Origin of the sequence: Mucilaginibacter sp. L3T2-6, from assembly GCF_030519355.1 — a bacterium.
GTDB lineage: Bacteria > Bacteroidota > Bacteroidia > Sphingobacteriales > Sphingobacteriaceae > Mucilaginibacter.
Genome location: NZ_JAUMKC010000005.1, coordinates 165231 through 185589 on the forward strand (window position 1 = coordinate 165231; position 20359 = coordinate 185589).

At 45.8% G+C, this 20359-nt stretch carries 18 protein-coding genes; 12 read left to right on the forward strand and 6 right to left on the reverse strand.

Going from position 1 to position 20359, the window contains the following annotated elements; genetic code table 11:
- Positions 1–40 precede the first annotated feature (40 nt).
- The 8 genes from hemC (at position 41) to Q3W13_RS07965 (ending at position 8282) form a co-directional block, all read left to right on the forward strand.
- Positions 41–1636 (forward strand): hydroxymethylbilane synthase, encoded by a 1596-nt coding sequence (hemC, locus tag Q3W13_RS07930; protein WP_302862708.1) that lies wholly within the window; start codon positions 41–43, stop codon positions 1634–1636.
- A 200-nt stretch (positions 1637–1836) separates the two neighbouring features.
- Positions 1837–2808, forward strand: coding sequence for a porphobilinogen synthase (gene hemB, locus Q3W13_RS07935; RefSeq protein WP_302862709.1), 972 nt, complete (start codon positions 1837–1839; stop codon positions 2806–2808).
- A gap of 115 nt (positions 2809–2923) precedes the next feature.
- Complete coding sequence (gene hemL, locus Q3W13_RS07940) at positions 2924–4294, forward strand: glutamate-1-semialdehyde 2,1-aminomutase (RefSeq protein WP_302862711.1); 1371 nt, start codon at positions 2924–2926, stop codon at positions 4292–4294.
- A 76-nt stretch (positions 4295–4370) separates the two neighbouring features.
- Entirely contained in the window at positions 4371–5240 is an 870-nt protein-coding gene (locus Q3W13_RS07945) for a cell wall metabolism sensor histidine kinase WalK (RefSeq protein ID WP_302862713.1), read from the forward strand.
- Positions 5241–5363: 123 nt separating this feature from the next.
- The gene (locus Q3W13_RS07950) at positions 5364–6071 is read left to right on the forward strand and encodes a response regulator transcription factor (RefSeq protein WP_302862715.1); all 708 of its coding nucleotides are present in this window, start codon (positions 5364–5366) and stop codon (positions 6069–6071) included.
- Positions 6071–6592, forward strand: coding sequence for a tol-pal system YbgF family protein (locus Q3W13_RS07955; protein WP_302862716.1), 522 nt, complete (start codon positions 6071–6073; stop codon positions 6590–6592). The genes Q3W13_RS07950 and Q3W13_RS07955 overlap by 1 nt, the downstream gene beginning before the upstream one ends.
- 50 nt (positions 6593–6642) lie before the next feature.
- Positions 6643–7668: a uroporphyrinogen decarboxylase gene (gene hemE / locus Q3W13_RS07960; RefSeq protein ID WP_302862717.1), complete on the forward strand. Its 1026-nt coding sequence runs from the start codon at positions 6643–6645 to the stop codon at positions 7666–7668.
- A 77-nt stretch (positions 7669–7745) separates the two neighbouring features.
- Complete coding sequence (locus tag Q3W13_RS07965) at positions 7746–8282, forward strand: CopD family protein (RefSeq protein WP_302862718.1); 537 nt, start codon at positions 7746–7748, stop codon at positions 8280–8282.
- Between the two features lie 130 nt (positions 8283–8412).
- On the opposite strand, the gene Q3W13_RS07970 is transcribed toward Q3W13_RS07965, so the two are convergent.
- The 4 genes from Q3W13_RS07970 to Q3W13_RS07985 all read right to left on the reverse strand — a co-directional run bounded on the left by Q3W13_RS07970 (position 8413) and on the right by Q3W13_RS07985 (position 13477).
- Positions 8413–9198, reverse strand: coding sequence for a DUF1835 domain-containing protein (locus Q3W13_RS07970; RefSeq protein ID WP_302862719.1), 786 nt, complete (start codon positions 9196–9198; stop codon positions 8413–8415).
- 399 nt (positions 9199–9597) lie between these two features.
- Positions 9598–11214: an ATP-dependent DNA ligase gene (locus Q3W13_RS07975; RefSeq protein ID WP_302862721.1), complete on the reverse strand. Its 1617-nt coding sequence runs from the start codon at positions 11212–11214 to the stop codon at positions 9598–9600.
- Positions 11211–12269, reverse strand: coding sequence for a ligase-associated DNA damage response exonuclease (locus Q3W13_RS07980; RefSeq protein ID WP_302862722.1), 1059 nt, complete (start codon positions 12267–12269; stop codon positions 11211–11213). Before Q3W13_RS07980 ends, Q3W13_RS07975 begins: the two co-directional genes overlap by 4 nt.
- Positions 12270–12379: 110 nt before the next feature.
- Complete coding sequence (locus tag Q3W13_RS07985; protein WP_302862723.1) at positions 12380–13477, reverse strand: mechanosensitive ion channel family protein; 1098 nt, start codon at positions 13475–13477, stop codon at positions 12380–12382.
- Positions 13478–13618: 141 nt separating this feature from the next.
- Between Q3W13_RS07985 and Q3W13_RS07990 the strand changes: the two genes are divergently transcribed.
- Positions 13619–14356: a head GIN domain-containing protein gene (locus Q3W13_RS07990; RefSeq protein ID WP_302862724.1), complete on the forward strand. Its 738-nt coding sequence runs from the start codon at positions 13619–13621 to the stop codon at positions 14354–14356.
- A 134-nt stretch (positions 14357–14490) separates the two neighbouring features.
- Here the strand turns inward: Q3W13_RS07990 and Q3W13_RS07995 are convergent, their stop codons facing one another.
- Both Q3W13_RS07995 and Q3W13_RS08000 read right to left on the reverse strand, forming a co-directional pair.
- Positions 14491–16455: a glycoside hydrolase family 97 protein gene (locus Q3W13_RS07995; RefSeq protein ID WP_302862726.1), complete on the reverse strand. Its 1965-nt coding sequence runs from the start codon at positions 16453–16455 to the stop codon at positions 14491–14493.
- Positions 16456–16644: 189 nt separating this feature from the next.
- The gene (locus Q3W13_RS08000; protein WP_302862727.1) at positions 16645–17625 is read right to left on the reverse strand and encodes a S24 family peptidase; all 981 of its coding nucleotides are present in this window, start codon (positions 17623–17625) and stop codon (positions 16645–16647) included.
- A gap of 95 nt (positions 17626–17720) precedes the next feature.
- On the opposite strand from Q3W13_RS08000, the gene Q3W13_RS08005 reads away from it, so the two are divergent.
- From Q3W13_RS08005 to Q3W13_RS08015, 3 genes are all read left to right on the forward strand, one after another.
- Complete coding sequence (locus Q3W13_RS08005; protein WP_302862728.1) at positions 17721–17963, forward strand: hypothetical protein; 243 nt, start codon at positions 17721–17723, stop codon at positions 17961–17963.
- A gap of 177 nt (positions 17964–18140) precedes the next feature.
- Complete coding sequence (locus Q3W13_RS08010) at positions 18141–18293, forward strand: hypothetical protein (protein ID WP_302862729.1); 153 nt, start codon at positions 18141–18143, stop codon at positions 18291–18293.
- 60 nt (positions 18294–18353) lie between these two features.
- Positions 18354–20327, forward strand: a complete 1974-nt coding sequence (locus Q3W13_RS08015; RefSeq protein WP_302862731.1) for a hypothetical protein — start codon at positions 18354–18356, stop codon at positions 20325–20327.
- Positions 20328–20359 lie beyond the last annotated feature (32 nt).

Sequence of the window (20359 nt, forward strand, 5' to 3'; positions counted from 1 at the left end):
CTGGTAAAACCCTAAATTTGCAGGAGCAAAAATTAACGCTTTGGATAGAAAACTGATTATCGGAACCCGTGGCAGCGACCTGGCGCTTTGGCAGGCCAACTTTGTAAAGGATAGTCTTACGGCCCTTGGCATTGATGTAGAACTTAAGATTATTAAAACCCAGGGTGACCGTATCCTTCATTTAAGTTTTGATAAGCTGGAAGGAAAAGGTTTTTTTACTAAAGAACTTGAAGAAGAATTACTAGCCGGCACCATCGATTTAGCGGTGCACTCGCATAAGGATTTGCCGACTGAAAACCCTCCGGGACTCATTATCGCAGCAGTTTCAGAACGGGAAGACCCCGCTGAACTACTGCTGATACTGAAAGATTGTGTAGATGTTCATCAGAAGTTTTCTGTTAAATATGGCGGCATAGTAGGCACCTCGTCTAACCGCCGCAAAGCGCAGTTGCTGGCCTACCGCCCGGATTTGGATATACAGGACCTTCGGGGTAACGTGCCTACCCGTGTTGGGAAATTACGTGGCGAGAATTATGATGCCATAATGATTGCCAAAGCCGGCGTAACCCGCCTCGGGCTCGACCTTAGTGAGTTTTACGTAGAAGAACTAACGCCTACTGAACTGATTCCGGCCCCGGCGCAGGGCGTGCTGGCTATACAGATACGCGAAAGCGATAAAGAGTTATTCAATGCCTTGCAGGCGCTGAATCATCCGGATGTAGCTGAAGAGCTTTCCGTGGAACGCACGCTGCTGCAGTTATTTGGCGGCGGATGTCATCTGCCTTTGGGTTGTTATTGCCGCAAGCACGATGGCGTTTACCAGGTTTTTACATCAAAAGCTGACGAGGGCGACGGTTTCCCCGACAGGCTGTTCTTGCAGAGCCCAACCACTGATGGCCTTGCCCAAAAGGTATTAACGTTTTATAGCAACGACCGCAAATTCCCGCTAAAGGTGTTTATATCCCGCGAGCTTTCTGAAAACAGCTACTTCCGTCGTGCGCTCGAAAAACATGATATTGAAGTTGAGGCACGCTCCCTGATACGTACGGTGCCTGTTATAACCAAACTGGACAATTTCATTCTGAAAAATGCCGACTGGATATTTTTTAGCAGCAAGAATGCTGTGGAGTATTTCTTTCAGCTAAACCCATTACTGCCCAAAAAGGTAAAATTTGGTGTAATGGGCAGCGGATCAGAGGATATGCTAAGGCGTAAAGGTCATTTTGTAGATTATACCGGCGACGGGGTGGACCCCGCCGACGTCGCAGCTGAATTTGCAGAATTGGCCGATGGAAAAACCGTGGTTTTCCCATCGGCTGAAAACTCTATGCGCAGTATTCAGCAAGCCTTGTCGCCTGACACTAAAATTATTGATCTTACCGTTTACGAAACTATCCTGGAAGACAATGTACAGCCAAGCGGCGCCGAGATTATGGTATTCACCAGCCCTTCAAACGTAGAGGCTTATTTTGTGGATAACCTGCTTGATCCCGACCAAAAGGTAATTGCCATCGGCGTATCAACAGGGAAAAAGCTGGATGAAATAGGGGTGAAATACGCGCTGCCCTATTCACCGGATGAAACCGGCTTAGCCGAAGCTGTGTTTGGTACAATTTGTTTAAGCCATAGGTGCTGAGGGGGACTCGATAGCCGGTAGATCATAGTCCACAATGGCTGCAATGTTCTTTCGGCCATCACTATCAACTATGGACCGTAAGCTAACAATCATTTTTAAGACATAAAATTTCTTTAAACTTATTATATGTCCCAGTTTCTATAACTTTGGCATTCCCGAAAAAGCAGGGCGTATGCCCTGCGGAATGTTGGAATACTGCTATGTTACAACGACCACGAAGAAACCGAAAGAGCGAAGTAATACGCCAGATGGTACAGGAAACGCACGTTAGCGCGGCCAACCTGATCTTCCCTCTGTTTATTATCGACGGTGACCATCAAAAAAGCGAAGTGGCATCTATGCCCGGCATTTATCGCTATTCGATAGATAACCTGCTGCGTGAGGTAGAAAGCTGCCTGAAGCTTGGCCTGAAATCATTTGATCTGTTCCCGAACATCGAAGAATCGCTTAAAGATAAGTATGCTACCGAAAGCCACCGTGAAGAGAGCCTTTACCTACGTGCGATCCGCGAGGTTAAGAAGAATTTTCCTGAAGCTTGTGTGATTACTGACGTAGCCATGGATCCTTACAGCAGCGATGGACACGATGGTATTGTTGAAAACGGTGAGATACTAAACGACGAGACCCTCGAAGTGCTTGGTAAAATGGCATTGGCCCATGCGCAAATGGGGGCAGACATTATTGCCCCAAGCGACATGATGGATGGGCGTGTGGGCTATATCCGCAGGGTACTGGACGACAATAAGTTTACCAATGTATCTATCATGTCCTACTCGGCAAAATATGCAAGCGCATTTTACGGACCATTCAGAGATGCATTAAATTCCGCACCAAAGTTCGGTGATAAAAAAACGTACCAGATGAATCCTGCCAACCAGCGCGAAGCTTTGATTGAAGCTAACCTGGACGAACTGGAGGGCGCCGATTTCCTGATGGTAAAACCGGCACTGGCTTACCTTGACGTAATAAAATTAATTAAGGATAATACTGAATTACCGGTTGCAGCGTATAATGTGAGCGGCGAATACGCTATGCTAAAAGCAGCCGTACAAAAAGGCTGGCTGAATGAGCAGCGCGCCGTTACCGAAGTGTTAACCAGTATCCGCCGTGCAGGCGCCACAGCGATATTGACCTATCATGCTAAGGAAGTGCTGCAGAATGGTTGGTTATAACAGGGTATATTGAAGTGGCGTATCGCATATGCCCTAACAAAGTGGCAGCCGCTTCCGAAAAAATTGGGTTACAAACAAGGGTGTATATGATACTCCCCTACGAGAAATAAGACACATGTTTGATTCGATAAAAAAGAAATTTACATCAGAAGGGAATGAACCCGTGGGTACTACGGCAAAACCTGATATTTGCAGGGATAAGTCGGCAGAGTTGTATGCAAAGGCAAAAACATTTTTTCCTGGCGGGGTAAACTCACCTGTAAGAGCTTTTAAATCGGTGTATGGTACGCCGCTTTTTATAAAAAAAGGTGATGGATGCCACCTATGGGATGCTGACGACAACCAGTTTATCGATTTTTGCTGCTCATGGGGACCGCTCATTCTTGGTCATAATCACGCCAAAGTACGCGAGAAAGTTACAGAGGTAATGCAGAACGGTATGTCGTTCGGCGCGCCTACCTCACTTGAAAATGAACTGGCCGAGTTGATTATAAAGAATAACAAGTTTATTGAGAAACTGCGTTTTGTAAGTTCGGGCACCGAAGCGGTAATGTCGGCCATTAGGCTGGCGCGCGGCTATACTAAACGCGATAAGATATTAAAGTTTGAAGGCTGTTACCACGGGCATTCCGACTCGCTGTTGGTAAAGGCAGGTTCCGGCCTGGTAACTTTTGGCGAAACCTCGTCGGCTGGCGTACCTAAATCATTTGCCGATGAAACTATAGTAGTGGCGCTGAATGATAAGCCCGCCATAGAAAAGGCGTTTGAAGAATTTAAAGATCAGATAGCCGCCATCATCATTGAACCCGTGCCTGCCAATAATGGCCTGTTGTTACAGGAAAAAGAATACCTGCAATACCTGCGTGATATTTGCACCCAAAACGGCGCATTGCTGATATTTGACGAGGTAATTTCTGGTTTCCGCTTAGGTTTTGAAGGCGCAGCAGGTTATTACCAAATCAAGCCGGATATTATTACTTATGGTAAAATAATCGGCGGGGGCTTACCCGTGGGCTGTTATGGTTCATCGGCTGAAATAATGGGCCACATATCTCCGGATGGCGGCGTTTACCAGGCTGGTACATTATCCGGAAACCCGGTTGCCATGGCGGCAGGAATAGCGCAGCTTAGCGAGTTGCTTCGCATGGGCTTTTACCGTGACCTCAACAAAAAGACGGAAGAATTTACAGAATCTATCCAACGCTTTGCAACGGCTCGCAATTACAAGTTTAAAGTGTATGCTATAGGTTCTATTTTCTGGTTCGCATTTACCGATAAAGAAGCCATCCGGCGCGCTGATGAAATTGACCCGGCCAGCATGGAGAAATTCAAAAAATTGCACCGGGAATTGCTAAACCGCGGCATTTATTTGGGTCCAAGCGGTTACGAGGTCGGATTTATATCATCAGCCCATACCAAAATTGATTTGGAAAAAGCAAAACGTGCTATATTTGATAGCCTGGAAGTAGTGTTCCGGGAGAAATAGCTGGCGGTAAGCAGTTTGCAATGGGGCGGATTACCCACAATGCGCTGCCAGTTGCAAACTTAAAACGGCAAACTGAATGAGAAGACCTTTTATAATATTCTATTTACTGCTTACCTATGCCCTGGCCGAGTTGATCTGGTGGGGTTACCTGCTGGCCAAGCACATGCCGGCTGATATAGGCATGATAATGGGCGAAGGTTCCGTTTTTATCTTTGTGTTTTTTGTTGGCGCATACTCCATGCACCGTTCTATTAACCGTGAACGCAAGCTGCAGGAACAAAAGAAAAACTTCCTGCTCTCAGTAACCCACGAGCTGAAATCGCCCCTGGCGTCTATAAAAATATTATTACAGACGATACAAAAGCGCGACCTGACAAAAGAGCAGGTTTTAGACTTTATCGGCAAGTCGTTACGTGATATAGAGCGACTGGATGACATGGTGGAGAATATGCTGCTGGCATCTAAAATTGACAATCATTCTTACAATTTTCCTAAAGACAAGTTTAATCTATCGGTATTGGTGGACAGTATTGTTAACCGGTTACAGATCACCAAATGCGAGGGCACACAGCAGATAATAGATGCCGAAATAGAACCTAAAATCGAGATCACAGGCGACAAATTTGCGCTTACATCGGTGGTTACCAACCTGATAGAGAACGCGATTAAGTACTCCGGCCCCTGCGAAACGGTTGATGTAAAGCTGTTCTCGCGCGATGAAAAGATATATCTGGAAGTGGCCGACCACGGCATTGGCATTGCCGATCACGAGAAAACCCGTATCTTCGAAAGGTTTTACCGGGTAGGCAGCGAGGAAACAAGAAATACTAAAGGGACGGGTTTAGGTCTGTATATTGTAAAAGAAGTGCTCGATAAGCATCAGGCCAGCATAAAAGTGAAGGATAACCGGCCGGTTGGTAGTATATTTGAGGTGGTGTTTAACTAAAGAAACACGAATAACACGCAATCAAACGAATTTTCACTAATTTGCTTTAATATCAGATTTTTTAGTTCGTTAAGTTCGATTGAATTCGTGAAAATTAGTGCATAATTTATTTAAATCATTATCATGCTGAACAGAAAAAGAATTTTATTGGCCGAGGATGAAGAGCACCTGCTCGAAGCAATTAAACTGAACCTCGAGCTTGAAGGATACAAAGTATCTACCGCTACCAATGGCAAAAAGGCCCTGCAAATATTTAAAGAGGAACGTTTTAACCTGGTGATATTAGACGTAATGATGCCTGAAATTGATGGTTTTGTTGTTGCTGAAACCATCAGGCTGGAGAACTCAGAAGTCCCTATTATGTTTCTTACGGCAAAAAACACCAATGAAGATAAAATAGCCGGCCTGAAGAAGGGCGCCGACGATTATCTTACTAAGCCATTTAACCTTGAAGAATTGATATTAAGGGTAAATAACCTGGTGAAACGCAGCTTAAAAGGCGAAGAGCTAAAAGAGTTTAACAGCTACAAAATTGGTGATAAAACCATTCATTTTAACTCTTTCGAGCTGGTGAATGAAGACGGGTCAATCACGCCGCTTACCAAAAAGGAAACCATGTTGCTGAAGCTGTTGATAGAACGCCGCAATGATGCTGTATCGCGTGAGCAGATTTTGGAAACTGTTTGGAATTACGACGTTTACCCCTCAACCCGTACTATCGATAACTTTATCCTGACTTTCCGTAAATACTTCGAACCAGACCCTAAAAACCCGGTTTATTTTCATTCTATCCGTGGTGTAGGTTATAAGTTTACTGATACGCAGCATTAATGTTTACAAACCGGACACGCCTGTTTATCGGAACCATATTTTTTCTGTCGCTGATGCTGCTGGCTTACCGGCATTTATACGAGTTCGCTTTTTTTGCTTTTTTGCTGATCATCCTGCTTGCCTGGGACTATATCAGGCAGGGGACGCTAGTTGTTGCGGCGAGGTATTTTCATCATAAAGATTACGAAAAGGCCGAACGCACGCTGCATGAAATCTTAAACCCAAAGTGGCTTAGCAAAAACAGGCGTGGTTATTATGAGTTTTTGATGGGCGGCGTTTGCCTGCAAAAACAGGATTTTGAGGATGCCGAAAGGCATTACGAGGTTGCCGCACAGTATCCGTTGCGATCGGTAAACGATCACGTAGCTGCGCTGGTGCATGTAGCTAATATAGCCGTTCGGCAGGGTAACTTTGAAAAAGCAAAAGCTTACATCGAACTTACCGATAAACATAAAGATAATATAAATGCCAAAATGAGGGACATTATTCAGCGCCTCAGGGATGAAATAAAGACACATTAATTGAAAAATAACGCAGGAGCGTATCACTTACGCCCTTGCACAAAAACACAATGCAAGACTCTCTATTTATAAAAGCAGCTTTCTCTAAGCCAACCGAACGCCCGCCCGTATGGATGATGCGCCAGGCTGGCCGGTTCATGAAAGAATACTGGGACATCAAGAATAAATATTCTTTCCTTGAAATGTGCAAGACACCCGAGATTGCAGCCGATGTAACGATGCTTCCGGTTGACTTGCTGGATATTGATGCAGCGATATTATTTTCGGACATTTTGGTAACCGGCGAGGCCATGGGCGGCGACTTGAGTTTTAGCCAGGGTGTTGGACCCAAATTTGCCAATCCGGTACGCAGCCAAAAAGACGTGGATGGCCTGCAAACGGATGTAATGGACAGGCTGCAATACGTAGCTGATGCCATTAAAGTAATTCAGCAGCGGTTAAACGGCCGTATCCCGCTGATTGGTTTTGCAGGCGCGCCATTTACGGTGATGAGTTATCTTGTAGAAGGTGGTTCTTCGAAGGATTTTAAGCTTACTAAACTGATGCTCCATAATGAGCCGGAGCTGGCACATCAGCTTTTGTCAAAAATAGCCGCTGTTACTGCCGACTATTTGAACCTGCAGATTGCTGCCGGCGTAAATGCTGTGCAGATATTTGACAGCTGGGCACAAGCATTGGCCTGGGATGATTACAAAGAGTTTTCTCATAAATATATTGCAGAAATCATCAGCAAGCTTAACAGGAAAGATATACCTGTTATATCTTTCTGCAAAGGCAGCTCGGTATTTGCGCCGCTGATGGCTGAGGCAAAGCCGGATGTAATTTCTATCGATTGGAATGTTGATCTGCTCGATATGAAAAAACGGTTGCCGGCCGGCGTTGCTGTACAGGGCAACCTCGATCCGCATATTTTATATGCCGATAAAAAAGTCATAAAAGAACGCATTCACCGCCTGTTCGACCGGATGAAAGGCGAAGACGGTTACATTTTCAACCTGGGGCATGGTATTATGCCGGATATCCCGTTTGATAATGTGAAATACGCGGTGGATGTGATAAAAGAGTATGCCCCCTAACCCCTAAAAAGGGGAAACAAAGGTGTGGGTAATCTATTTGCAATTCAAAAACGCCCCGTTAAGGGGCTGCGGGGCTAATGTACGACTACATTCTTTCCATACATATCATTTTTGTTGTCTGCTGGATGGCGGGACTGTTTTATATTGTGCGTTTATTTGTATACCACACTGAGGCACAAGACAAACCGGAACCGGAGCGCACTATCCTTTCGCAGCAGTTTGAGGTTATGGAGCGTCGGCTTTGGAACGTAATCTCCATACCTTCAATGATCATAACCATTGCAGCAGGAATTACTATGGTGTGCCTTAAACCGGTGTGGCTGCAAATGGGATGGCTGCAAATTAAGCTTGGCTTTGTGTTGGGTTTGGTAGCTTATCATCATATCTGTCAATCCAAAATAAAGCAAATGCGCAATGGCATCTTTAAGTGGACATCCACCCAATTGCGCTTGTGGAATGAAGTTGCTACCATTTTCCTGTTTGCAATAGTATTTCTTGCTGTAATGAAAAGTGCCATCAACTGGATATACGGCGTGCTTGGCCTGCTGGCATTGGCCGTTATTTTGACGATTGCGGTAAAGATTTATAAGCGTTATCGCACCGGAAAGCAGTAACCCTGCGTTAGCTGACAACAAAAACGATCTGTATCTGTACCCAGGCGCTGGTTATAAAAAACCTGCGCAGGCGAAAGACGTTATGCACCTCTTTACTTCTCTTGTATTTCCAAACAGTGGATAAAGATGTCTATTCAATCAACCCCTTATCCTTCAACCCTCTCAAATAAATGTCAATCTCCGCATCACCCATCCCGTAAACCTTTTCGGTTTTCCAAAACTCCAGGTAAACTTCCGGTTTGGTTCGGATGCCCCGGTTATAGTTGTCAAGCAGCAATTGTTCGATATGGTTCAGGCCGGCTTTATTTACCCGGAGACGCTTTAGTTCCGCTTCAAGCGCGGGTTTTAGAAAATGTAGGCTGCCCCAAAAATCGGTTTCTTTTATTAAGTGCTGTAAACGGGTCGCATCTTTTCCTGCAAAAACCTTCCAGGCCGTAGCGGCAATTGCAAAATCCTGTTCGGTCAATTGTTCGCGGATATTATCGTACAAGTATTCAAGTTCCTCTCCAGTTAATTCGCCCATGCCTCTGAAATCCGGCTTGCCCGGAAAATCGCCGGGACAAATCAAAAATATAGCGGGCGCCGATAAATCCGTTTTTTGCTCCAAATAAGCTATCATACCCAGCAGGTTGGCCTGGCAATGCAAATCAAACTCAAACCACAGGTTAATTTCATCGTATTGCTCACCCAGTTTGCTCAGCTCATCCAGTACCTTACGCTGGTAGCTTTCCGGTTTTTCGCCAAAGGTTTTGGCAAGCCATTCTTCCCGATTACGCCAAAAATGCGCTGATGAAATATCTTCTTCCAATGGGCCTTGCGAAAATACCTCGCGCCAAACCATAATATCGCCGTCAAGGCCGGTTTGTTGGAAGCCATTGAGCGTGGAATCGCCGTTGAGTACGTGAAGGATAGCCATATTTTTGAGCTTATAACAGGGTGCCTAAAATCAAAGCTAAGCTTTTGCCGATGAAATATTTTCGCCGAAACGATAAATATTTAATGCGATTGCAACGCTTGTCCGCCGGGGTTGCGCACCTACGGCGCGGAATTTCCTGCTGATTGTTTTTCTACCAATATTACCCCCCCGATGGGGGCAGAAGCGACTTGCGTCTCCCCGTTTTAAGTAGCATCATTAGGCGCATATTGGTATCAAAGGAATTCCTTGTTGATTGTTTCTATCAACACTAGCCCGCGACGGGGCGAAAGCAAACTTGCGTCTCCCGTTTTAGCAGCGCCGCTAGGCGTGTAATATTGGTAGGATAATAAATGGGATTAGCGCTCCGTTAGGTGCGCAACCTAATAGAGCGATTAAAACTCACTTCCCCAACAGAGCCCTCAAGCTTTCAATAGTATCCGCTTCCTCTTTTGGCTTATCGTGCCGCCATCTTAAAATTCGCGGAAACCGGAGCGCAATCCCCGACTTATGCCGGGTTGATTTATTTATTCCCTCAAAACCTATCTCAAAAACCAATTCGGGCTTTACCGTACGCACCGGGCCAAATTTTTCGAGGGTATTGCGTTTGACAAAATAATCCACCTTGTTTATTTCAGCATCGGTGAGGCCGCTGTATGCTTTGGCGAACGGCACCAGCTTGTCTCCGTCCCAAACGGCGAAGGTGTAATCGGTGTACAGGTCGGCACGGCGGCCGTGGCCTTTTTGCGCGTATATCATCACCGCATCGACAGACAGCGGATCGATTTTCCATTTCCACCAGTCGCCACGCTTGCGGCCAACCTGGTAAGTGGCGCTTTTGCGTTTCAGCATAATCCCCTCAGCAATCATCGCGCGCGACTGCTCCCTTGTCCTTCCCAATTCGTCCCAACTGGCAAATGGTATCAAAGCCGAAATGTTGAAAAAGTCAGGAAAAGGTGTCGCCGCCTGCAATTCTTCCAATATCTGCCGCCGTTCGCTTTGCGGTTTGTGCCGTATGTCCTCGCCCATGTGTTCCAGGCAATCATAGGCAATCACTGCCACCGGGCTCTCCTCCAATATTTTCCGGCTCAAATTTTTGCGCCCTATCCGGGTTTGCAGCACATTAAAGGGCATTGGCAGGCCGTTTTGAAAACTCAGCAGCTCACCGTCTAAAACAGTTCCGTCTGGCAAGGCCTGTAAAAAAGGATGCAGCTCCGGGAACTTTTCCGTAGCAAGATCTTCGCCACGGCTCCAGATAAATATTTCGCCGTTGCGTTTGATGAGCTGGGAGCGTATTCCATCCCATTTCCACTCTGCCTGCCAGTCGCGGGGCTCACCGAGCGCCATGCCCAGTTCATCCGCCGATTTTTGTTTTTCAGATGTTTCCTGTATAGGGTAGGCTAAAAAGAAGGGATAGGGCCGTGATATATCATCAGCCGGACTTTGTTCCTGCACCAGCTGTTCATAAGTATAATTTTCAGGCATCCAGCTGCCCATAATACGATGTGTAAGCACCGGCGGCTCAATCCCGGTGATATCAGACAGCGCCTTGATCACCAGGCTTTGCGACACGCCCACGCGAAAGCTGCCGGTAAGCAACTTGTTAAAGACAAAGCGCTCGCTGCTATCCAGCATTGCCCACGAGTCCATTAACCATAACTTTTTTTCCTCCTCGGTTTTATCACTGAGGTTATTTATTTCGGCAATCCATTCGGTAAGGGTTTTACTGCTGCTGCCCCTGTTTTGCGGCATCAATAACGACATGGTTTCCGCCAGGTCGCCAACCACATGATAGCTTTCCTCGAAAAGCCATGCCGGGATATTCGAAGCCTCTATAGCCCAGTTGCGCACCAGCGTGGAGTTAATCTGCCGCTTCGGCCTCCGGCCAGAAAACAGGGCCAGCATGTGCATCTTGTCTGTATCGGGCACCGTATTAAAATAATCCTTTAAAACCTTAATCTTTTCGTTGGTTTTGTTGGTTTCATCGAGAGACAGGAATAGCTGCGCGAAATTTTTCATGGGGTGACCTCCTTTTTCTCCGCAACATGTTTATCAGGTTCTTCCTCAGGCACGCTGGTCATGCCTTCATCGTCACCATACAGGGTGTGGACTTCTTTAGCATTAAAACCGATTTCATTCAGGTAGCGGGTAAATTGCGCCGTATAACCATGCGTTAGATACACGCATTCGCAGCCGGTAGCATCAATGGCGCTGATAAGACCGTCCCAGTCCGCATGATCCGACAGGACGAAGCCGCGGTCGGCCGCCCTTCTTCTTTTCGCCCCCCGAATCGCCATCCAGCCTGAACAATACCCAAAGCTATATGGATTAAACTTACGCATCCATGGCGTGCCTACAGATGAGGGCGGTGCAAGGACAATGCCTTTGCGCGCTTCCTCTTTTGAAGTTTCCTGCGTGATGCGTATGGTAGGATTAAGTTTTATGCCATTACGACGCAGGGCTTCATTGGTATTCTCAATCACTCCATGCGTATAAACATTCCCGATGGAAAGGTCGAGATTTTGCAGGATGCGCTGTGCTTTACCGAGCGAATAACCCACGATGACGGTAGCCAGGTTATGCTCCACATTGTAGCGCCACCAGTTATTTACCTCATTAAATATATCCGCCTGCGGCTTCCATTGATAAACCGGCATACCGAATGTACACTCTGAAATAAAATGATGGCAGCGAACCGGTTCGAACGGAGCGGAAACGCCGTCATCCTCCACCTTATAATCACCTGAAACCACCCACATCTGGCCTTTATATTCTACCCGTATTTGCGCCGAGCCGATTACATGCCCTGCCGGAAATAATGATATTTCCACGCCATTTTTCATCACCTTCTCACCATATTCAACAGTCTGCAAATTGATTTCGCCTAAACGGTATAGCAGCACTTCGCGGGAGTGATGATGAGCCAGATAGCGCTTATGCCCCCAATAGGCATGATCGGCATGAGCGTGGGTGATTACGGCATCATCCACCGGCTTCCATGGGTCGATATAAAATTTCCCTTCCGCGCAGTAAATACCTTTATCCGTAAACTCGAGCAATGGTTTTTCAGGCATAGTATAAATAACCTGAATATACGAATTTGGTTTTTATCCGGTTGTACAGCTTATAGCAAACCGGCATAAAGATCATTTCCGGACCGTTAAACACGGCAGTGAGATCTGATTTACGATTTACCTATCGCAGCAGCCTCCATACCGGCTGGCCCATTCATCATCAGACGGTTAAGCGGCAGGCTTTCCGGGTGATTATCTTTTATAAATTTAATCAGGTTTTCGCGGATATAGCAGCGCAGGTCGAACGCATGCGAGGAATTCCGCGCGCTAACCAGTACGCGTACTTCGATACAGTCGGGTTTGGCATCGGTTACCTGTATGCCCTTAACCCGTTTATCCCAAAGGCTGCTGCCGGTTACCAGCTTGTCGAACTCTGCCCGCAAGGCATCAACAGGTGTATTATAGTCCAGATATAAAAATACGGTACCCAATATTTCAGACGTCGTGCGTGTCCAGTTCTGAAAAGGTTTTTCTATAAAATAATTGATGGGCAATATCAGGCGGCGCTGATCCCATATATTTAACACAACGTAAGTAAGGGTAATGTCTTCTACGCGGCCCCATTCACCTTCCACAACCAGTACATCATCTATTCGTATGGGCTGCGTAAATGCTATCTGGAAACCAGCCAGTAAATTCCCAAGTGATTTTTGCGCCGCGAAGCCGATAATGATACCGCCAATCCCCACCCCTGTTAAAAGTCCCGCGCCCAGCTTACGTACATTATCAAAACTTAATAATATGATGGCTATGGTTATGAACACAACCAAGGTGCCTAATACCTTGCGTATAAATGCCACCTGCGTGCGTATTTTGCGCTCCTCCAGGTTATCTTCTTTGTTTAAGTCGTAAGTATGGTAAATATAATCTTCAAAAACATTGATGGTTTTCATTAGCAAAACGGCGAATGAAATAATCAGGCCGATCTGGATTCCACGGCTAAGCAAGGAATCGTACCGGGGGGAAAGTTCCATCATGGGCTCCATTAAGTTCAGTACCAGAAGAGGTACAAAATGGTTCAGCGGCGGACTAAGATGGGTGAGGATGCTGCGAAACAGCGAATAATTTGTATGCTGCTTTTTATAGTTTAGCACCGCTTTTATAATAAATTTAACCAGTAATCCTATAATAACCGCAACGGCGACAATAATTACATCCCATGCAAAGGGGTGTATGCGGCCGGCCCAGCTTTCAATCAAGTCCTTCATAATGCTCCTTTGATTTTACAACAGGACATGCTGGAAATTGTTGACATAAATCAGCCAGCGGTTGCGCAATGAAATTATTTCTTACTTTTATGCAACCTATCATTTTAAGTTGCGTCTTATTTAACAAAAGTGAAGAATACTATGAAATCTATAGCTAAATTTTTGCTGGCTGCACTGCTGGTAACAGGCGCCGGCAATACTTTTGCAAAGCCAGTTACTTCCGGAACCACGGTTACTATTGACATTGTCGACCGTCATCTGTCCGGCTTTAATGCAGTAAACGTGGCCGGACCGTTTGATGTATTTATCTCCCAGGGCCAAAACGAATCTGTTAAAGTTGAGGCTCCTGCAGACGTAATGGACCGCATATTAACCGAAGTGAACAATGGTGTATTAAAGGTTTACAGCAAGCACGATACCTTTAACTGGGGCAACTGGTGGGGCAATCATAAAAAAATTGCTGTTTACGTGGTGGCCAAAGATTTAAATGCTATCAGTATTTCCGGCTCTGGCGATGTTGCTTTTAAAGGGGGTATTACTACCAACTCTATAAAATTAAGAATCAGCGGATCCGGCGATATGATGGGCAGGATAGATTGCAAAAACCTGGAAAGCAGCATCAGCGGCTCTGGCGACATGAATTTGACCGGACATGCCGATAATTCCACAGTTAGCCTGGTGGGCTCAGGCGATTATACTGCGCGTAACCTTACTACAGCAAGCACAGCCATCCGCTTAACCGGCTCGGGCGATGCATATGTAAATGCCAGCGAAAGGATTGATGCTGCGCTGCATGGCTCCGGCGATATTCACTGCTCTGGCAACCCTAAAAACGTTTCCAAATCAACCAGTGGCAGCGGCGATATTTATGTACACTAATCCGCCCTATTCAATCTCAATCATATACATTAAAAAGCGCCGCCTGAATTAACGGGCGGCGCTTTAGTTTTACCAGGCACATTATAACTGTCTTGGCTTTCGCCGTTTCCGTTATGTCACCTGGTAGTTGCCTCTTATTCCTTTTCAAAGCGTGCTGCCCAGCCGCCGCCTGATGCCATTTTAATATTAAGCTTATCTTTTGCAGTCACGGTAATTGTTTTTGTAGTATAATCTGTCCCATCCTTACCGGCGTTTATGCCATCTTCAAATATAGTGGCCTTGTATTGCCCCTCACCTAAAAACGACAGATCTACCGTCAATTCGCGGGGGCTCCAGCTGGTCATTGCACCGGCATACCATGTGTTGCCCTTTTTGCGGGCGATGCTTACATATTCACCAACCTTGCCGTCAAGAGCAATAGTGGCATCAAATACGGTTGGTATGGCTGCTATAAAATCAGTACTTTCTTTCTCACGCATGTAAGCGGTAGGATTATCACTCAGCATCTGCAGCGGTGCTTCAAATATAGTATACATAGCCAATTGATGGGCTCGCGTGCCCTGGCTCATCGGATTTGAGTTTACCGGCCGAAAAGCCTCCTTTGTGGCATTGCGCATAGCGCCCGGCGTATAATCCATCGGACCGGCCATCATCCTGATGAACGGTATGCTCACATCGTAATCAGGTTGGTTGTCGGTACCCCATTTCATATTTTCCATGCCTTTAACCCCTTCACAGTTAATAACGTTAGGCCAGGTGCGCTGCATGCCCGACGGCTTATACATGCCGTGATAATCAATAAGCATGTGGTGCTTGGCACCTATAGCGGCTACCTCGTACAACGAGCGCACCATCTTCTGGTCGTCGCGGTCTATAAAGTCGATTTTAAAGCCTTTTACGCCCATCTTTTCGTACTTATCCATAAAGCCCTCGCAATCACGCGTCATGCCGTACCAGGTAGACCATAGTATAACGCCCACATTTTTCTGTTTGCCGTAATCAACAACTGCCTGCACATCCAGCTTGGTTTTGTTCAGGTCCCAATCGTCCGACCAGCCTTCATCTATAATGATATACTCCAGCTTATTGGCCGCAGCAAAATCAATGTAATACTTGTATGTGGGCACGTTGATGCCCGATTTAAAGCCGACGTGACTCACATTCCAATCATTCCACCAATCCCAGGCAACCTTGCCGGGTTTTATCCAGGAGTAATCGGTAATGTGCGATGGCTCCGCAAGGCGCTGCATCATATCATTATCGGCAAGCTGCTTGTCCTCAGTACTGATCACAAGCACCCTCCACGGGAAATTGCGGGTACCGGCAGTTTTGGCGATGTAATCCGCACGTTTTTTTACCACATAATTGATACGGAGTACAGCCTCCTCGGTCGGATATTTTGCAAATACCCCATGAAGGCTGTTGCCCTGTCCGGGGGTAAGGTACATGCCGGGATAATCCTGCAAATCTGCTTCCAGTATGGCTACTTTCTTCGGGCTGCCCACATCAACCAAAACCGGCAAAAACGCAAGAGTGTCTTTCTTTATTTTTGAAATATTGGTGTTATCGTAATGCGATTCGAACGAGGTGTTGAATTTGTCCTTATTCCGGTAGTCCTGCACAAATGGCAAAAACGCTTTATCGTCATCTTTAAAATTAAAGTTAGCGCCTTCGTTAATAATGGTCAGGTCACCCTTGCGCTGTGTGGCAAAACGGTAAGCAGCACCATCGTTATATACGCGGAAGATAAGGCTGTAATCGCCTTTAAAGGCAAGACTTAGCTGGTTATAATTATCCTGAACTGAGGATCTTTTATATATCGGCGTATTAATAACCGCATTGCCGGTAGTGTTCACTGCCTTTTTCACTATAACATTCTTGCCTAATACTTCTCCATTATTCAGGGTCATGGATATTTCTGAAGGCTTGATGATATCCGTGCCTTCATGCTCGACCGACCAGCTCACGGTGTTGCCAGTGGAAATATGGATACTGATTTTGCCATCCGGCGATTTTACCTGGTAAGTTTTTGCAGTTTGCGCAAATACAATGGATAGCGGCAGCATTAAGCATACCACCAACGATACTTTAAATTTCATCGGAATCAGGGTTATGGTTTATAATCTAAGGGGGTAAAAACGATATGTCTCAATTTAATATATAAAAATGTGCGAAATTTGTGCGAAAAAGGCACTTTTTGAAACTTTCATAAAAAACGACTTGTTCAATCAGGTTCAATTTATCTTCCATTTGGGCCTTAATTTTTAAAGCCTTTTAAAGGTTATCTTCTATTCCTTCAGCAAACCTGCTGTTTTGATTACACCCAATAGCTTATCAACTGTGCCTTGCAGGGCCACCAGGTCGGCTTCGTTGTTGTTTACGCGTTTCCACAGATCGGATGGTGACTGGAAATCAAAACCGCCGTGAAATACCGCATACCACAGTTCCTGTATCTCTTCGGGGTCTATCTCAAAGGTTTTGTACATCTGCCTGTCGTCGGTGGCATCGGACTTGCAAACTATCTTATTTCGCTCTTTAATGCGGTTTAAAAGCCTTTTTATAATAACGCCGCGTGTTTTATGCACTATAATATATACCCTGTCCTCTCTTATATATTCCAGTTTTTCAACCCATTTGCCTATTACCATCTGCCCATGCTTTAACGTGGGGTGCATGCTGTCGCCGTCGACTTCAAATGAACGGTAGGTGGCATCTGATAAGCCTGGGAGCCGGAACGAAGGTTGCCTTTCAAGGTATTCCCTATCCGCAAAGCCGCGCAAATAACCGGCTGCGGCCTTAGTAGATATATGCAAAATGTTTTCTTCGCCGTCCCTGTCAACCGTAATAAACTGCGGGGTAAGGTAAACTGCATTTACGCCATATTCAGAAGTTGGGGGGGCATTTGGGGGGGCATAATCGGGGGCAGTTGGGCTTGCAGTTGGGCTTGCAATTTTTTTAGAATTATCTGTATCTAAGGATTGGGGTAATTGCTTTTTACTACTGTCCGGCTCATTAAATGTGCTGGTAACATTGTGGGGTATGTGCTCGTATTTATGGATTAATCTAACCTCATCTCTCAAATCAAATAAGGAATTCATATCTATCCCCTTATCTGAAAGAAATAAAATATACTCATTCGGTATAAATTTTTTTGCGCCGCTTTCCATCATCGAAACGTCTTTCTGTTTCAACCCTGCACCTATAGCAGCATCTCCCTGGTTAATTCCAAGTAGTTTTCTCGCGATTTTAAGACGTTCAGAGATAGCCATTTATACTGAATAAGTATATTATTTATACTTTTTATGGATATTTTATTTTGAATTATACTTTTTTAGTATAATATTTGTGTTCGCAAAGGAACACTATGCAAAGTAAAGAAAAAAATCTAAAAACCATTTGTCCCGAAAATGAAACTGCGGAAATACCGCTTCCTGCCGAAAAAGTGGCCGAGATAACCGGCAAATCAACAAGCCTGGTTAAAAAGGTTCGCACAGGCAAGCGTAACCCAGACAGCGATGCCGGTAAGGCGATACAGGTAGTAGACGACCTGTGGGCTTACGGTTCAAACAAGTTAATCACCGAAATCAAACGAATAGTAAAACTCTAACACATGAAAATAACAACAAAACGACACGCCATTTTAGAAATAGGCGAATTAAACAACGAGATGATGAAATTAAGGGCAAACGGCTATCCGATTTCATCTACCCTTTTATTGTCAATGCGAGTGGCTACTCTCAAAAAAAGGTTCAAAATATAATCTCTAACTCTAACAGACAACACAATGAAAAAGCTAATCACCAAAATCCAATCCTTTACCTATCGCCTTATTTACGGCGAAGCCACCGCCATAGAAGCGTTAATGTTCGGCATAGTTCTGTTTGTGATACTGTTTTTCATACTCATTATCCTAAAGCCAGGCATCCAAAAATACTAATATCCCTATTGGCAACCATCCCCGGTTCGAGGCCGGGAAGGGAGCGACCCCTGATTGATTATGAAATTCAACGATCGTAAAATATTGTGTCTCACGTTTGACGAACTTGTACCTGACATTATGCCTAAAGGCACCTATGACAGCTTAAAAGCAAGGAAGCAAATAACTGTGTTCGGACGTAGCGCCTACGGTCGTGAGGTTCTTATCGAATTTGAAACATTACCCTTGAAATATAGGGATGCCATCACCAAACAATACGGCGACCCGTACCAATACATCGCCAAACAGCCATTAATCGACTACGTAAAAATCAATTGGGACGACGAGGCCGAACGCTTTTACAGCAAATACGTGCTGCCGAACAAAAGCAAGCTGCCCGAAACACACGTAGAGAAATATACCAAAGCCGCAACCTGGCTAAACGCTATTCAGCACTTTACAACCGACAAACGCGCCTTAAAACAGGCGCTAAACGTGAGCATTGAAGCTTTTTGGGAACTGGTTGGCGACCTGCTGCGCAGTAAAAAAGTTGCTGTACCGTACGCCTCAAAGCGCCTTAAAGAGGCTTTAAAAGCCTATAAAAAGGACGGTTACGCCTGTTTGGTAGAAGCATGGCGCTTCGGTAACAGCAATTCGGCCAAGATAAACGACGAAGTATCGGAAGCCCTGCTGGTGCAGCTGATCGCACACCCGCACAAGCACGACGACACCATCATCGCTGCAAAATACAACGAATGGGCCGTAAACAATAACCGCGCTGCAATTACCCCCGCTGCTGTAGGCTACTGGCGAAAGAAAACGGCCCTGTTAACTACACTTACCCGCGACGGTGCCGCCGTATCTTATAATAAATTCAGCAAGCGAATTGAGCGGGAACGGCCATCGGCACCTATGCTGCTCATCAACTCTGACGATAATATCTTAGACCTGTACTTTAAGGAAACTAAAGAAAATAAAAAGGGCAAAACCGTTGTCAGCGAGTTCTACCGGCCAGCGGTGTACGTGATTATCGATGCCTTTAACGACTACATTTTAGGCTATGCCATAGGCGAAGAGGTGACCATTGAACTTATAAAAGCCGCCTACCGCAACGCCATGAACCACGTAATGGAGTTAACCGGCGACAGCTACCTGTGGCATCAGATACAAACCGATCACTGGGCCATTGACAAGCAAAAAACAGGCCCACTGGCAACGTTTTTCAGCAACCAGGCACACTTTACACCGGCAGCGGTAAAGGTGGCCCAGGGTAAGTACATCGAACGCAGCTTTGGCATAACCTGGCACCAGGAATTAAAGATGTTCCCCAATTATGCCGGTTACAACATCACCGCGCAGGAAAAACGCAACCCGGATGCTATCCAATTGCTTAAAAAAGACTACCCCGATAAGGAATCAGCCCCGCAATATGTGGCAAAATTCATCGAAAACATGCGCCAAACGGTGAACCCGGCCAGCGGTTTACCACGGAAGGAAGAGTGGTTAAAAGCCTTTAAAAACTCTTTAAAAAGCCAAAAAAGGCAAATTACAGCCGAAAAACGCCTGCAACTGTTCGGCATTACTCATACGCACACTAACCGCATCACTGCTGCCGGTATCATCGCCGAAATCGGTAAGAAGAAATACAACTTCGAGATACCAAACGAACTGTATATGGAGCATGTAAACAAGCAGGTTCAGGTTACTTACGACCCGTACAACATGGATGAGGTACTCATCAGCGATGGGCGCGGCCTGCGCTTCGTGGCTAAGCAGTTCCAAAAGATGCCATCGGCACTGGCCGACTACCAGCCGGACGACCGCGAGCGGCTTAACAACCTGCTCGACTTCAAAAAGGAGATCAATACCCACATTATGCAGCAGCTGGAAGAGCGGAAGAAAACACTATCACGCTACGGGGTTGATGCGGCCAGCATTTTACAGGCCGGGGTAACAGATAAAGCTGTAAGTCACCAGGCACAGCGGCAGATAGCAGGACAGGTATTTGAAAACGAGGAACCGGCAGAGGTTTACGATTGGAGACAAGCATTATAAGCCCCCTTTAAATCTCCCCCGGCAGGGCAGAC

Excerpts from the sequence above, each read along its gene's own strand:
- hemB (WP_302862709.1), top strand. The coding sequence starts at position 1,837 with ATGTTACAACGACCACGAAGAAACCGAAAGAGCGAAGTAATACGCCAG.
- hemL (WP_302862711.1), top strand. The coding sequence starts at position 2,924 with ATGTTTGATTCGATAAAAAAGAAATTTACATCAGAAGGGAATGAACCC.
- Q3W13_RS07945 (WP_302862713.1), top strand. The coding sequence starts at position 4,371 with ATGAGAAGACCTTTTATAATATTCTATTTACTGCTTACCTATGCCCTG.
- Q3W13_RS07950 (WP_302862715.1), top strand. The coding sequence starts at position 5,364 with ATGCTGAACAGAAAAAGAATTTTATTGGCCGAGGATGAAGAGCACCTG.
- Q3W13_RS07955 (WP_302862716.1), top strand. The coding sequence starts at position 6,071 with ATGTTTACAAACCGGACACGCCTGTTTATCGGAACCATATTTTTTCTG.
- hemE (WP_302862717.1), top strand. The coding sequence starts at position 6,643 with ATGCAAGACTCTCTATTTATAAAAGCAGCTTTCTCTAAGCCAACCGAA.
- Q3W13_RS07965 (WP_302862718.1), top strand. The coding sequence starts at position 7,746 with ATGTACGACTACATTCTTTCCATACATATCATTTTTGTTGTCTGCTGG.
- Q3W13_RS07970 (WP_302862719.1), bottom strand. The coding sequence starts at position 9,198 with ATGGCTATCCTTCACGTACTCAACGGCGATTCCACGCTCAATGGCTTC.
- Q3W13_RS07975 (WP_302862721.1), bottom strand. The coding sequence starts at position 11,214 with ATGAAAAATTTCGCGCAGCTATTCCTGTCTCTCGATGAAACCAACAAA.
- Q3W13_RS07980 (WP_302862722.1), bottom strand. The coding sequence starts at position 12,269 with ATGCCTGAAAAACCATTGCTCGAGTTTACGGATAAAGGTATTTACTGC.
- Q3W13_RS07985 (WP_302862723.1), bottom strand. The coding sequence starts at position 13,477 with ATGAAGGACTTGATTGAAAGCTGGGCCGGCCGCATACACCCCTTTGCA.
- Q3W13_RS07990 (WP_302862724.1), top strand. The coding sequence starts at position 13,619 with ATGAAATCTATAGCTAAATTTTTGCTGGCTGCACTGCTGGTAACAGGC.
- Q3W13_RS07995 (WP_302862726.1), bottom strand. The coding sequence starts at position 16,455 with ATGAAATTTAAAGTATCGTTGGTGGTATGCTTAATGCTGCCGCTATCC.
- Q3W13_RS08000 (WP_302862727.1), bottom strand. The coding sequence starts at position 17,625 with ATGGCTATCTCTGAACGTCTTAAAATCGCGAGAAAACTACTTGGAATT.
- Q3W13_RS08005 (WP_302862728.1), top strand. The coding sequence starts at position 17,721 with ATGCAAAGTAAAGAAAAAAATCTAAAAACCATTTGTCCCGAAAATGAA.
- Q3W13_RS08010 (WP_302862729.1), top strand. The coding sequence starts at position 18,141 with ATGAAAAAGCTAATCACCAAAATCCAATCCTTTACCTATCGCCTTATT.
- Q3W13_RS08015 (WP_302862731.1), top strand. The coding sequence starts at position 18,354 with ATGAAATTCAACGATCGTAAAATATTGTGTCTCACGTTTGACGAACTT.